Annotated in this window: 10 protein-coding genes and 3 pseudogenes; 2 read left to right on the top strand and 11 right to left on the bottom strand. The window is 34.4% G+C overall.

Annotated features, from left to right (window positions below):
- Positions 1-109 precede the first annotated feature (109 nt).
- Entirely contained in the window at positions 110-1,792 is a 1,683-nt protein-coding gene (betA, locus tag MUA60_RS01315; RefSeq protein ID WP_262649262.1) for a choline dehydrogenase, read from the bottom strand.
- Between the two features lie 39 nt (positions 1,793-1,831).
- Entirely contained in the window at positions 1,832-3,322 is a 1,491-nt protein-coding gene (gene betB, locus MUA60_RS01310; protein WP_262649261.1) for a betaine-aldehyde dehydrogenase, read from the bottom strand.
- A 207-nt stretch (positions 3,323-3,529) separates the two neighbouring features.
- On the opposite strand from betB, the gene cudC reads away from it, so the two are divergent.
- Positions 3,530-4,084, top strand: a complete 555-nt coding sequence (gene cudC / locus MUA60_RS01305; protein WP_262649259.1) for a choline uptake/conversion transcriptional regulator CudC — start codon at positions 3,530-3,532, stop codon at positions 4,082-4,084.
- A 326-nt stretch (positions 4,085-4,410) separates the two neighbouring features.
- On the top strand, positions 4,411-5,601 hold the full coding sequence (locus tag MUA60_RS01300; protein ID WP_316964797.1) for an MFS transporter: 1,191 nt from the start codon (positions 4,411-4,413) through the stop codon (positions 5,599-5,601).
- Positions 5,602-5,663: 62 nt separating this feature from the next.
- Here the strand turns inward: MUA60_RS01300 and cysC are convergent.
- From cysC to MUA60_RS01255, 9 genes and pseudogenes are all read right to left on the bottom strand, one after another.
- Positions 5,664-6,263 (bottom strand): annotated as a pseudogene (cysC, locus tag MUA60_RS01295) (adenylyl-sulfate kinase).
- Positions 6,264-6,282: 19 nt separating this feature from the next.
- Complete coding sequence (gene sat / locus MUA60_RS01290; RefSeq protein ID WP_262649257.1) at positions 6,283-7,461, bottom strand: sulfate adenylyltransferase; 1,179 nt, start codon at positions 7,459-7,461, stop codon at positions 6,283-6,285.
- Positions 7,462-7,476: 15 nt separating this feature from the next.
- Positions 7,477-8,384, bottom strand: a pseudogene (locus MUA60_RS01285) (sulfite exporter TauE/SafE family protein).
- 21 nt (positions 8,385-8,405) lie between these two features.
- Positions 8,406-9,020 (bottom strand): NAD(P)-binding protein, encoded by a 615-nt coding sequence (locus MUA60_RS01280; RefSeq protein ID WP_262649255.1) that lies wholly within the window; start codon positions 9,018-9,020, stop codon positions 8,406-8,408.
- A gap of 25 nt (positions 9,021-9,045) precedes the next feature.
- Positions 9,046-9,786: a sirohydrochlorin chelatase gene (locus tag MUA60_RS01275; protein WP_262649253.1), complete on the bottom strand. Its 741-nt coding sequence runs from the start codon at positions 9,784-9,786 to the stop codon at positions 9,046-9,048.
- 18 nt (positions 9,787-9,804) lie between these two features.
- Positions 9,805-10,572, bottom strand: a complete 768-nt coding sequence (gene cobA, locus MUA60_RS01270) for a uroporphyrinogen-III C-methyltransferase (RefSeq protein ID WP_262649252.1) — start codon at positions 10,570-10,572, stop codon at positions 9,805-9,807.
- Positions 10,573-10,592: 20 nt separating this feature from the next.
- Positions 10,593-12,257 (bottom strand): annotated as a pseudogene (gene cysI / locus MUA60_RS01265) (assimilatory sulfite reductase (NADPH) hemoprotein subunit).
- A 53-nt stretch (positions 12,258-12,310) separates the two neighbouring features.
- Complete coding sequence (locus tag MUA60_RS01260; RefSeq protein WP_262649250.1) at positions 12,311-14,131, bottom strand: assimilatory sulfite reductase (NADPH) flavoprotein subunit; 1,821 nt, start codon at positions 14,129-14,131, stop codon at positions 12,311-12,313.
- Positions 14,132-14,231: 100 nt separating this feature from the next.
- Entirely contained in the window at positions 14,232-14,963 is a 732-nt protein-coding gene (locus MUA60_RS01255; RefSeq protein WP_262650555.1) for a phosphoadenylyl-sulfate reductase, read from the bottom strand.
- Positions 14,964-15,022 lie beyond the last annotated feature (59 nt).

The raw sequence follows: 15,022 nt of genomic DNA, 5'->3' as shown, positions 1-15,022 counted from the left end.
AGTTAGAGCTCTCTTATTACCATTATTCAGAATTATGGTAGTTAGCGCATCCCCCATATAACAACTAAAGGCTGAGACAATTGCTGTCTCAGCCTTCATTCTTCTCCTATTATTTCATAATACCTGCGTCTTTAGGGTGAACGCCGTGTTTATAGTAATCTATTTCTTCTGGTTCTAATGGTTTTTTACCACGAATGATGTCTGCTACTTTTTCTGCTAGCATCAATACTGGTGCGTGGATATTACCGTTTGTTGTACGTGGCATTGCTGATGCATCGACTACTCTCAAGTTCTCCATACCGTGTACTTTCATTGTTAATGGGTCAACTACAGCCATTGGATCTGATGCTGGTCCCATTTTTGCACTACATGATGGGTGAAGTGCTGTTTCTGCATCTTTTTTAACCCACTCTAAAATTTCTTCATCTGTTTGTACTGAAGGTCCTGGAGATATTTCTCCATCGTTATATGGTGCTAAAGCTGGTTGTTTCAAGATATTTCTTGCAACTCTAATTGCTTCTACCCATTCTTGTTCGTCTTCTTTTGTAGATAAGTAATTAAAGACAAATTTAGGTTTTTCAAATGGATCTTCAGATTTAATTTTTAAGCTACCTCTAGAGTTAGAATACATTGGTCCGATATGTACTTGGAAACCATGTTTCGTATTTGCTTTTTGTCCATCATAACGTACTGCTAATGGTAAGAAGTGGAACATTAAGTTTGGATAATCTACTTTATCATTAGATCTTACAAATCCGCCACCTTCAAAGTGGTTACTTGCTGCTGGTCCTTTTCTACCGAAGATCCATTGTAATCCGATAAAAGGCATTCTAAATTTATTTAAACTTGGTTGCTCAGATACTGGTTTAGAAGATGCATGTTGTACATATACTTCTAAGTGGTCTTCGAAGTTTTCACCTACACCTGGCAAGTGTACACGTGTCTCTATACCTAATGAATTTAAATGTTCAGAGTCACCAATTCCAGAAAGTTGAAGCAATTGTGGTGTATTGAATGCTCCACCTGATAGAATAACTTCTCCTGCAGCAACTGTATGTGTCTTACCATTTTTCTTGAATGTTACGCCAGTTGCTCGTCTACCTTCATAATTGATTTCTGTAACAAAAGCTCTTGTTTGAACAGTTAAATTCTTACGTTTCATAGCTGGTCTTAAATAAGCAATTGATGCTGAAACACGTCGACCATTATGAATTTGGCTATCAAATGGTCCAAACCCTTCTTGTCTAAATCCATTTACATCAGGTGTCTTATTGTATCCAGCTTGAACACCCGCTTCAAAGAAAGCTTGGAATAACGGATTTGTTGCTGGTCCTCTTCTTAATTTAATCGGACCATTATGACCACGATATTGATCTGATTTATCTGCTCCAAAAGTTTTTTCTAATCGTTTAAAGTATGGTAAACAATTCGCAAACTTCCATGTTTCCATGCCTTCAGGTTCTCCCCAACCTTCATAGTCCATTGGGTTACCTCGTTGATAAATCATACCATTGATTGAACTTGAACCACCAAGTACTTTACCTCTTGTATGTGCTACTTTTCTACCGCCCATATGAGGTTCGCCATCTGTTTCATATTTCCAGTCATAGAAACGATTACCCGATGGATACATTAGTGCTGCTGGCATTTGAATTAATAAATCCCATGGATAGTCACTTCTACCCGCTTCTAATACTAATACGGTCTTATCTTTATCTTCACTTAAACGATTACCTAATACAGATCCGGCACTTCCGCCTCCAATAATTATATAATCATAAGATTGCTTCATCTCAAAATCCTCCTATATACTCGTTCTTCTTTGTTGTATTTATTTACTAAACCAATTCACTGGCTCAGGTTGAATATTTGTATAAATATGTTTAGAAATTAAATATTCTTCTAAGCCTTCTTTACCTAACTCTCTACCAATACCAGATTGTTTATATCCACCCCATGGTGCTTGTGCAAAATATGGATGGAAGTCATTAATCCAAACTGTACCCATTTTCAATTTATTAGCCACACGATTAGCTTTAGCGATATCTTGTGTAAATACGCCGCCTGCGAGTCCATAAATAGAATCATTCGCTAATTCAATCGCTTCTTGTTCATTAGAGAATCCTTCAATTGTTACGACAGGTCCAAATACTTCTTCTTGTACAATTCTCATAGATGTATCACAGTTTGTAATGACAGTTGGTTCAAAGAAGAAACCATCTTGTAAGTCTGCTCTGTCTGGTCGTTTACCACCAGCAGCAATTGTCGTACCTTCTTCTTTCGCAACTTCTATATATTTTTCAACTTTATCGCGATGTTCTCCTGAAATTAACGGCCCCATCTCAGTTGTTTCATCAAATCCATTACCGATTTTAATTTTATTAACACGTTCAACTAAAGCTTTTTCAAATTTATCTTTAATATCGTTTTGGACGATAATTCGTGATCCTGCTGAACAAACTTGACCGGCATGGAAATAGCCACCATTTAATGCTTGATCAATCGCTAAATCAAAATCTGCATCATCGAAAATAATATTAGGATTCTTGCCACCTAGTTCTAAAGCAATATTCGTTACATTGTCTGCTGCTCGTTTCATAATATGCTTACCTGTTTGAATACCACCTGTAAATGAAACGAGATCGACTTCTTTATGAGATGCTAATACTTCACCAACTTCAGAACCTTTACCTAGTACAAGGTTGATGACACCGTTAGGAAATCCAACTTGTTCCATTAATTCAAATACACGAATTGTAGTTAATGGCGTAATCTCACTTGGTTTCATAACTAACGAACAACCTGTTACAAGAGCAGGTGCTATTTTCCATGAAGCTTGAAGTAGCGGATAATTCCAAGGTGTAATTTGCGTTACAACGCCTACAGGTTCTTTTACTAATTTACTTTCTGAATGAGGTATTGGGGAATCAATAATTTCACCACCATCATGTCCTGCTAAACCTGCAAAATACATAAATACATTATGAATATCATCCATATCTGCATATGATTCTTCTAATGTCTTACCAGTATCTAATGTTTCAAGTTCCGCTAGTTCTTCTTTATGTTCTTTAATTAAATCTGCAATGGCTCTAACTTTACGACTTCTATTTTCAGTCGTTTCACCTGACCATTCACCAGCTTCAAATGACTGTCTAGCTGCTAAAATTGCTTTTTCAGCATCTTCTTCTGTACCTTCTGCTACTGAAATCACAACTTCTTGATTATATGGATTCACAATGTCGCGAGTCGCTTTATTAGAAGCTTCTACCCACTCACCATTTATAAATTGACGTCTAGATAAATGCTCTATATATCCCATTCAAAATACCTCCGTTAACTTTGTTAATTTTTTATTTAACGAACTTTACAGATTTTATGTTAGCATAGAATTATGAAAGGCGTCAAATTTCCAAAGTCCATTTATGATTTGTTTTTAACATGTATTTCAAATAGACAAGTAATGGAAAAGCAACTACAATGTAAAAGGATTCATGGTACAATTAAGTAACTATTGGAGGTGTATGTAGTGGTACGTTCAGATAACTACAAAAAACAACTAGACCAAGCTAAAGACATCGTGATTAACGGTATTGGAGAAACGATGGATTTATATGGTATTAATCGAAGTGTCGGAAATTTATACGGGACGATGGTATTTGAAGGTAGTATGACACTAGATGAAATGCGGGAACAACTTCAAATGAGCAAACCAAGCATGAGTGCTGGTGTTAAGAAACTACAAGAATTTGATCTCGTCAAACAACAATTTACAAGAGGAAGTAGAAAACAACATTTCATCGCTGAAAAAGACTTCTTTATCTTCTTTAATAACTTTTTCTCAAAAAAATGGGATCGAGAAATTTCTATTAATATGGATTCTGTTAAAGACGCAGAAATCTTGATACAAAAAATCATAGACACAGATGATGTCGATGAAGAAACTAAAGAAGAAGCAATCACCATTCATACACAATTAGAAGAATCAAAAGTATTTTATGAATGGTTAGCAAATATCAGTAACGCTATTAAAACTGGAGAGATATATAAGTATTTCCCAATACCAAGTCAAGAAGACAAATAAGCAAAAGCGCGAGGTAGCAATGCATACCCCGCGCTTTTGTTATATTTATTGGCTCCAGTATTTGCACCTTTACCCAGAACTGCTAATAACGGGGGGCATATTTACAAAACTCATAAAAATTGTAAATATTGACGCTCTTATGAAAACTTCTCACCAAACTTGTTTATAAGCACTCCACCACAAATCAAAAAGCTCACAACACTAGCCGGCGTTGTGAGCTTTGCCATTCATTATTTTACTTTTTTTACCTTTAATGTATAATATATCTATATTCTGAATATTCTGAATAGCCTTTAATTTAGGAAGTTTATTGATATGCCTAAAAAATCAATTTACTACTTTTCTATTTTATTTCGTCTTTCGGTTCTGAAATTTTTGCTTTTGCTTGTTCTTTCTACATCCTTTTTATAACCCACTCTAGTGAGTTATTTGGATTTAGTTTAGCTATAGTAGCAATTATCAAAACCATCAGCAGCCCAATTATTGGGACAATTAGCGATAGAATAAATAATAAAAAAATGATACTTTTCTTTCAAATTATGAGTATATTTAGCCTAATATTATTTTTTCTATTTTATGAAACTAGCATATTTATTGTGATTATTGTAATGGGGATTATTTCATTTGCAGACGGGGGAGTAAAATTAATTATTTCCAGTAATTTATCAACGATTTTGGATAAGGATATAGAAAGAATCGTATCATTACGTCAGATGATCCAATTATTCTCTACTATAATTGCACCTGTTATAGGAGGCTTATTAATAACAATTATTTCCATCAAAAATATTTCATTATTGAATATTTTAACTGAAACTATAGCATTATTATGCATATTATTTTTATCAATAAAAAGTAGAAGCTCAGATATAGAAAACAAAAGCTCAAAATTGCTATTTAAAGAGGGATTAAATTATTTAAAGACTAAGAAAATTTTATTATATTTTATAATAACCTCTATGATTGCTAATTTTTTAGCAGTATCAATTATTGTTGGGATTCCTATAATAGCTATACAATATTTCAAATTAGAAGCTTATCAATTTGGATTTTTAGAAATGACTTTACCTTTAATTATGTTACTATCTACAATTGTCTTTTCAATCAAACCAATTAAACAAAAAATATATATTTCTTACATAGTTTCAATTGTAATACAAATTATAGTTATGTTTTCAATAGGTATTATAACTTTATTAAACATTGGAACAACAAAAGCTTTAATTATCATGATTATAATATATGGTATATTGGTTTTTTCTATTTCATTAAACAATATTCCTTATTCAATTTATCTGCAAAGAGAAGTTGATGATAAATATAAAGGTAGAGTATTTTCAATTAACCAAGCATTAGTCAACATATTAACGCCAGCTGGCATGTCACTCTATGGTATATTATTTAGGAACGGAAATTATTCATTAGTATATTTTTCTGTTTCAATAATAATGTTCTTAACCTTAATTTGCTTTATTAAGGTTATTTATAATCAAAAAGAAATCCACTTATCCAATTAAATATATAAGCACTCCACCACAAAACAAAAAGCTCACAACACTAGCGTTGTGAGCTTACTTCTTTATAAATATTGATTTTCTTTTAAGTATGCAACGATTTTCTCTACAGATTCTTCTACACTTTCGTTTTCTGTATCGATGACTATTTCAGGGTTTGATGGTTCTTCATATGGTGCATTAATGCCAGTGAATTCTTTAATTTCACCGCTTCTTGCTTTCTTATACAGTCCTTTTGGATCTCTTGATTCACACTCGTCTAAACTACATTTAGTGAAGACTTCGATGAATTCACCATCTTCAAGGATATCTCTAACTGTATTACGGTCTTCTTCATATGGTGAGATGAATGCTGTCATTGTAACTACACCAGCATCTACCATTAATTTACCGACTTCACCGATACGACGGATATTTTCTTTTCGGTCTTCTGGACTGAATCCAAGGTTTTAGTTTAATCCATGACGAATGTTATCTCCATCTAAACGATATGACGTGATATTTTGTTCAAATAATGCTTTTTCTAATGCTACAGATATTGTTGATTTACCTGATCCTGATAAACCAGTAAACCAAATCACAACACTTTTATGACCGTTACGTTCTTGTCTTTGTGCTTTTGTTACTTCAGAATCATGCCATGTAATATTTGTTGACGCGCTCATTATTCCACTCCTAAAGAAATTAATTTTGTCTTAAACCTTTAATTAATACGTCTGCTACTTCTGGTCTTGAGAATTCTTTTGGTAATTGTTCACCGTTACGAAGTTTCTCTCTCACTTTTGTTCCACTTAAATGTACATGATTTGATTTGTCATGTGGACATGTCTTAGCTGTTGTCATATTGTCACAAACTGTACAGAAGAATGCATGTTCAAATTTAAAGATTTGAATACCAATTTCATCTTCATATTGTGAAATTAATTCTTGTGCGTCATATGTACCATAGTAGTCACCTACACCTGCATGGTCACGACCGACGATAAAGTGTGTACAGCCATAATTCTTACGTACTAATGCATGTAAAATGGCTTCACGTGGGCCAGCATATCTCATTGCTGCTGGATAAATAACAAGACGTGTTCTTTCTTCTGGGTAATAATGTTTCAAGATAACTTGATAACTTTCCATTCTTATTTCAGCTGATATATCATCAGACTTCGTTTCACCAACTAAAGGATTTAATAATAATCCATCCACTGATTCAAGTGCTATTTTTTGAATATATTCATGCGCACGATGAACCGGGTTTCTCGTTTGGAAACCTACAACTGTTTTCCATCCTAATTCTTTAAATAATTCACGTGTTTCACTTGGATCTAAATGGAAATCACTAAATTCATCATGTTTTGGTCGATCAACTAATTGGATTGGACCAGCTAAATAAACATTACCTTTTTCATATACACGTTTCACACCTGGGTGATCCACATCTGTTGTTCCGTATACATTTTGAGCTTCTTTAACTTTATCATACGTATATTTCTCTTCAAGCTTTAACACACCATATAAATGATTGTCTTCACCATATAAAGCGATGTCTGAACCTATTTCATAGTTGTTTGCTTCTTCTTCAGTAACCGGTAATGTAATTGGAATACTCCATACAAGTCCGTTTTCTAGACGTAGATTTTCAACGACACTGATATAATCTTTCTCACCTAAAAATCCTGTCAGTGGACTGAAGCCACCAATTGCGATTAATTCTAAATCTGATAGACTCCAAGGATTTAATGTTAATTTAGGATATGATTGTGCCGCTTCAATAAGTTCTGCTCTTTCTTGACCTGTTACTTGGCGATTAATTAATTCTCCACCATGAGCTTCGATTGTTTCTTTAGTCTTTTGAGTTGCTGATACCATCAATATTCACTCCTACTAATTAATTTGATCTACTTCTTTTGATTTTTGATTTTGAATATTAAAAGGAAATTTATTATGTTGGTAAAGTGTGAATAGTACTAAACCTAACCAAGCAAGGATAATAACACCTTTTATAATATTGACTGTTGCTTCACTGCCAATTAAAGTACCTAATAACACGCTACTATTTGTAAATATGATTAGACCACCGACAAGTACTGCTAGAACATACACTGTAAAGTCTTCACGAGCCATGCTGAGAACGGTGCTGCTACGACGCCACCAAATGCTAACGCAACGACAAGCAAAATGTTGATTTGGCTCCAACCTAAGAAGATAATAAATCCTAATGAAGTTGAGATTGTCACAAAGAACTCACTCGCTGAAACTGTTCCGATAACATATCTTGGTTCAATTTTATTTCTTGATAGTAATAATGGCGTGTTGACTGGACCCCAGCCACCACCACCAATTGCATCTAAGAATCCTGCAATTGCACCTTGTGGAACAAGTAATAAAGCTGAAAATCTCCCGTCTTTCACTTGTTGATTTTGCTGTTTTTTAAATACAAATTGATAAATAATATAAATCCCCATTGATAATAAGAATAAGGCGATGAATGTTTTAATAAAATCACTGTGCAAATTACTCAAAACACCTGCACCGATAAATCCAGTTATCGCGCCTGGTAAAGCAAGCTTTAGAATGATGGACTTATCAACATTTTTAAACTTTAAATGTGAAAGTCCTGATGCTGCTGTTGTTGCCACTTCTGAAAAATGAATGGTTGCAGATGCGATTGCTGGTACCACTCCAAAAGTTAATAGTAATGATGAAGAGGTTGCACCAAATCCCATCCCAAGAGAACCGTCTATAAGTTGTGCTAAAAAACCTACTAATGCAAATATCGTTAACTTTCGCATACGCTACTCCTCTCTGGCTTTCTATTTAAGTTGTCGTTTCAACCAATTAATGAATTTATTCTGTTCATCAGTATCGAAATATTGATGAGACATAATATTCTCTAATAATTGGTTTTTCTCTGTTTGATCTATTTCTAGTGGTTTAATGATTGTGCGACATTCATATAAAAAATCTACATATTCTGTATAATCTACTGAATATTGTTGATCTAAATCTTTCAAAATATTACGCACTAACTTTGGGCTTGCACCATTTGATGTGACGCTTATCTGCAACTTACCTCTATTTAATGTCCCAGGAAATATCACATTGCCATCTTGTGCATCACCGACCATGTTGATAAGACAATGTTTAGGGGCATTATCTTTAATGACATCGCTTATTTCTGGTGAGTTTGTGGCATTTATAATAAAATCAACATGTTCTATATCAGATATTTCAAAGTCCTTTTTGTGCCAATTCAATTTCCCTTCAATTTCATACTGCTTTAAATTGTCTGTAAGTTCTGGTGAAATAACATGAATTAACGCTTCATTATTTATCAGTGTGTTCACTCTGCGTTCAGCAATTTTACCGCCACCAATAACTTTGACGATTTTATCTTGTAAATCTAAATTGATTGGAATGTATGCCACAATAAATCATCCTTTAATCTGATATTTAAACTGTTTGAGTCGTTAGTGTTTCTAACACGCGATCTTTCAATGCTTCTTGTATGGATGGATGATGACCTAAATGTTCGCATACGATGATGCCGCTTTTCGTATTATGCTCCGCTGCTGTTTGCTCTATGTGACGCTCCAAGACACCTGTAAACCAAAGATATGGCGCAATGAATACTTGTGAATATTCTTCATGTAATGCATCTTGTAAAGCTTCTTCAAAAGATGGCTCACAGGCAGCTAAGTAACACACTTCTACATTTTTAAATGCTGTCGTTTCGTATAAGGATTGGCCTATAGCTGTAATATCTATCTTCGTTTGCGGATTATAACTACCTCTTCCAACAACAAGTAATTTAGCATCTTCTTTAATCGCAACTTTCGTTTCTTCAATACGTTCTTTAAGAATGGCTGTTAATCTTGGTTGAACACCTAAAGGCTCTCCATAAGTAAATGTTACTTCTGGATATTGCGTCTTAATTTCATCTATCTCTTTCGGTATATCTTTAAAATAGTGACCTGCACTTAGTAACAATACGGGTATAACGGATATCTCGGTTGCGCCTTTCGCTATAAGCTTTTCAACGCCTTGATGAATATCTGGTTGTGCTAATTCTAAGAAGCAAATTTCTTGTATCGGTATATCAATAGACTGTTTCACAGATTCTATAAAAGAAATTGCCTCATCTGTCGCTTCTTTAATTCTGCTACCGTGACTGACATATAACACGCCTATCATTGTACCCCTCCAGTATTATTAAATAAGTTGTGGAACGTTCTGTTCTAATGCCACTTCTTCAAACCAGCTCATGCGATCTCTCAGTTTGACGACTTCTCCAATAACAATCATTGCAGGGTTTGTGATTTGATGTGATTTCTCTACGATGTCTTCTAAAGTCCCTGTCACTGTGACTTGTTTCTGTGAAGTTCCACAATGAATTAATGCTACTGGTGTTTGAATATCTTTACCGTGTTTCACTAATAATTTTTGAATGTCAGGTAACTTCTTTACACCCATATAAATACAAAGTGTTTCTGGTCCTAGTGCTAAGTGTTTCCAATATTCATCTTCATCAACACTGTCTTTCATAACACCTGTTATAAAGGCAACAGATGAACTATAATCTCTATGTGTCACTGGAATACCAGCATAAGCTGGTGCTGCAACACCAGCTGTAATACCTGGAACTACTTCGAACGCAATATCATAGTTCTTTAATGTTTCTGCTTCCTCTCCACCACGACCAAAGATAAATGGATCGCCACCTTTAAGTCTTGTTACGGTGTAACCTTCTAGAGAAAGTTTTACGAGCAATTCATTAATTTCATCTTGAGTTAAAGAATGCTTATTCGGACTTTTACCGCAATAAATCATTCTCGTGTCTTCAGTTGCATAATCTAATAATGCTTTATTGACGAGTCGGTCATATAATATGACATTAGACTGTTTAATGGCTTTAATACCTTTAACCGTTATTAAATCTGAATCGCCCGGTCCAGCACCAACCAAGAATACTTTCCCCATTCTTACACCCCATTTTCTGATTAACTATGGAAGTCTTGCCCTGATTGCACTTCTTTAATTATGCCTTTACGGATAACAAAGTCTCCAAAGTGTTCTCCATCATTTTTTTCTTTACCGTATTGAATCAGAATTGGTTTTAAGCTTTCTAAAATCTCATCTTAACCAATATTTTCTTTAAATAATTTATTTAAACGATTTCCTGTGAATCCGCCGCCAAGGTACATATTATATTTACCTGGCGCTTTACCGATAAATGCAATTTCAGCTAATGCTGGTCTTGCACATCCATTTGGACAACCTGTCATTCGAATCGTAATTTCTTCTTCATTTAAACCTGCTTCATCTAAAAGTCCTTCAATTTTATTGATTAGTGTTGGAAGGTAACGTTCTGATTCAGCCATCGCTAAACCACACGTTGGAAATGCAACACATGCCATTGAATTTCTTCTAAGTCCTGTATAATGTTCACCATCTGTTATGCCATATTGATCAATAATTTTTTGAATTTGTTGTTTTTTACTTTTGGCAACATTGGCAATAATTAAGTTCTGGTTTGGTGTTAAACGGAAGTCACCTGTATGAATTTCAGCTATTTCTCTCAGTGCTGTCTTCAATTTGTAATCAGAAGTATCTTTGACACGTCCATTTTGAATAAATAATGTAAAGTGCCATTTTCCGCTTCCTTCAGTCCAACCGTATCGGTCACCATTATGTTTAAATTCAAATGGTTTCGCCTCTTCAATTTCCCAACCTAAACGTTTATTCAATTCTTCACGAATAAAATCAACACCAAGACGATCAACAGTATATTTAAATCGTGCATTCTTTCTGTTTTCTCTATTACCATAATCACGTTGGATAGTTAAAATCTTCTCACAAACATCTACCGCTTCTTCTTTAGGGAAGTAGCCTAATAGACGTCCTACTTGAGGGTATGTCTTCGTATCACCGTGTGTCATACCCATACCGCCACCTACTGTCACATTAAACCCGACTAATTGATCATCTTCAATAACTGCAATCAGTCCGATATCTTGTGAATAAACATCAATATCATTTGATGGTGGCACAGCGATACCGATTTTGAATTTTCTTGGTTAGTATGTCTTACCGTACATTGGTTCTACTTCTTCTTTTGTATCGACTATTTTTTCATCATCTAACCAAATCTCATGATACGCACCAGTTTGAGGTGATAAGTGATCACTTATTTTTGTAGCAAGTGTATCTACTTCTTTGTGCACGCCTGATTGATAAGGATTTGGATTACACATGACGTTTCTGTTAACGTCACCACATGCTGCTAATGAATCCATGACAGCATGGTGGATACTTTGCATTGAACTTTTTAAGTTTCTTTTTAAGATGCCATGGAATTGAAAGGCTTGTCTTGTTGTCAGTTTGATTGTGTTATTAGCGTATTCTGTTGAAATATCATCCATCGCAATCCATTGATCAGCTGTAGCCGTACCACCTGGAACTCTTACTCTAATCATGAAACTATATGCTGGTTCTAACTTTTGTTTACGACGCTCATCACGAATATCCCTATCATCTTGCATATAACTACCATGGAATTTAAGTAATTTTGTATCGTCTTCAGCTATTGCACCAGTTATTTCATCTGCTAAACCTTCTTTAATTGTTCCTCTTAAATAATTACTTCTATACTTAATGTGTTCCATTTCATCTAATTTGTCGGATAAATTAGTTTGAGTGCTCACAATATTGCCCCCTCTTAATAAATATCTCTTTGATATCTTCTCTCTTTTTTCAATTCAGTTAAAAATGCTTCTGCTTCTTCTTCGTTATAATGTCCTTCTTTTTGAATGACATTTAAAATGGATTGATGCACATCTTTAGCCATATGTTTTTCATCTCCACATACATAGATAGCTGCACCTTCTTGAATCCATTGATAAAATTCTTTACTGTTTTCTTCAATTCTGTGTTGTACATATACTTTTTCTTCTGAGTCTCTCGAGAACGCGACACTTAATTTATCAAGCACGCCATCTTTCAACCAACCTTGCCATTCTGTTTGGTATAAAAAGTCTGTCGTAAAGTGTTGTTCGCCGAAGAATAACCAAGCTTTATTAGTAAGCTCTAATTCTTCTTTTTCTTGAATATATGATCTAAATGGTGCAACACCTGTACCTGGACCAATCATAATGACTGGCGTTTCACTTGTTTTAGGGAACTTAAAGTTCGGATTCTTCTTCAAGTATATTGGTACTGTATCACCAGGTTGTAGACGTTCTGCAAATTGTACTGAGCAAACACCTTTTCTATCTCTATCATGAGAATGGTAACGAACTGCTCCAATCGTTAAATGTACTTCATCAGGTGCTGCTTGATGGCTACTTGCGATTGAATATTCACGAGCTGGCAATTTTCTCAATATTTGATGTAAAGCATCTGGTTGTAAATCTTCAGGTGGAAAATCGTTTAATAAGTCTATAAAATCACGACCTTCAACGTATCCATAAATCCATCTATCTTTTTTAACTTTTTCAGATAACACGCCATTACCAAAGATATTCGCAGCTTTTGTAACGATTGGTTTAGTTAATTTAGTAATTTCGAAATGATTAGTTAATGCATCACGTAAAGTTAACGTATCGCCAGAATCATTAATTGGTACGATTTCTTCAGGATCCCAAACGAGTGTTTCAATTAACGCTGAAACAATTTCAGGATCATTTTTCGGGAATATGCCGATACAATCACCTGGTTCAAATGAATCATTGAAACCTTCTAAAGAAAGTTCGATATGTCTAACTTCTTTATTTGAACCTCTACCGTTCAAGTTAATATTTTCTAAAATTTCTGCTTCGTATGGATTAGAGCGTGAATACGTTTGAGTAGCTGATAAATCTTCAGCATCTAATTTAACGGGTTCTTCTGCTGTTTGACCTGATACTTGGCCGATTGAATTTAAAATGTCTTCCATCCATTTTTCAGCAGGTTCATCAAAGTCTAAATCACAATCTACTCTTGGATGTATCCTCTCTGCACCTAACTCTTCTAATCTCTTATCAAAATCTTTACCAGTCTGACAGAAGAATTCATACGATTCGTCTCCAAGTGCTAACACTGAGAATCTCACATCATTCAACTTAGGTGCCTTACGACTATGTAAAAACTCATGGAACGTAATTGCGTTATCTGGTGGATCTCCTTCTCCATGAGTCGCTGTGATAATAAATAAATCTTCTACTTTCTTTAAATCTTTAGTCTTAAAATCTTCCATACATGCAAGATTGACATTGAATGATTTTTCTTTTAATTTACTTTCTAACGTTTCAGCTAAACCTTGCGCATTACCTGTTTCAGAACCAAACAATACCGTAATATCTCTTTTCTTAAACTTAGGTTCACTGCTCACTGCTGTAGATTGCTCAACTACAGGCGCACTTACTTGACCACCTTGTACGACTGATGCTGATAAGTAACCACTCAACAATATCTTTTGTTCATTTGTAAGTGTTGCAAATACTTGATTTAACTTTTCTGACTGCTCTTGATTAAAAGGGCTATTTGTTACTGATAATTCCAAAGATGTCACCTCATCCTGTCCAATTATTTAAGTTTAAATACTATTCTTATTGGAATAGTATGATTTATGCTAAAAAAGATTAATAAATCTCTTTATTAGATTACTTAGGTTTATTATTTACTGTATGCAAACCACATTCAGTTTTGTTGAAATTCGTCCATCTTCCTTCACGTGAATCACCTGACGAAGATACTTGAGCTGTACAAGGAATACATCCAATACTTGGATAATTAAAGTCATGAAGTTCATTGTAGGTTAAATCGTGGCGTTCGATATATGCCCATATATCGTCCCAAGTCCAATAAATTAAAGGACAAACTTTTATAGATTTAAATCTTTCATCTTTATTAATAAAATCGGTATTTTGTCTACTTGGAGATTGTTCTCTTCTTAATCCTGAGACCCAAGCAGTAGCACCCGATAATACTTCTTCTAACGGTTTAATCTTTCTGATATAACAACATTGATTCGGGTCACTTGTCCATAGTGCCGGTTCATATTGATCTGCTTGTTGCTCTAGCGTTAAATCTGACTTTTTAAGTTCAATATTTAACGTTGGATATCTTTCTTTCACACGGTCAATCAAATCGTATGTTTCTTGAAAATGTAAGTCAGTATCTAAGAAAACAATTTTGGCATCTGGTTTAACTTTTGATATTAAATCTATCAAAATCATACCCTCTGCCCCAAAACTACATGAATATACGATAGAATCTCCATAATGTTCGTACGCCCATTTAATTATTTGATATGCACCTTTCGTTTCATCGTCAATATCAATATCTTTAAAAGGATCAGTGTCAAAACGTTCATATGTTAACACTTCGGTCATGATATATAACGTCCTCCTTATGCTTATTTCTACAAGCTTTTTAAGTTTAAAATCAATGT

It is taken from the genome of Mammaliicoccus sciuri, from assembly GCF_025561425.1.
In the GTDB taxonomy this organism is placed as follows: Bacteria; Bacillota; Bacilli; order Staphylococcales; family Staphylococcaceae; genus Mammaliicoccus; species Mammaliicoccus sciuri_A.
This window is presented reverse-complemented; position numbering and strand designations above follow the sequence as displayed.

Coding starts and splice junctions, on each gene's coding strand:
- betB (WP_262649261.1), bottom strand. CDS start 3,322: ATGGGATATATAGAGCATTTATCTAGACGTCAATTTATAAATGGTGAG.
- sat (WP_262649257.1), bottom strand. CDS start 7,461: ATGGTATCAGCAACTCAAAAGACTAAAGAAACAATCGAAGCTCATGGT.
- MUA60_RS01255 (WP_262650555.1), bottom strand. CDS start 14,963: ATGACCGAAGTGTTAACATATGAACGTTTTGACACTGATCCTTTTAAA.
- betA (WP_262649262.1), bottom strand. CDS start 1,792: ATGAAGCAATCTTATGATTATATAATTATTGGAGGCGGAAGTGCCGGA.
- cobA (WP_262649252.1), bottom strand. CDS start 10,572: ATGGGGAAAGTATTCTTGGTTGGTGCTGGACCGGGCGATTCAGATTTA.
- MUA60_RS01275 (WP_262649253.1), bottom strand. CDS start 9,786: ATGATAGGCGTGTTATATGTCAGTCACGGTAGCAGAATTAAAGAAGCG.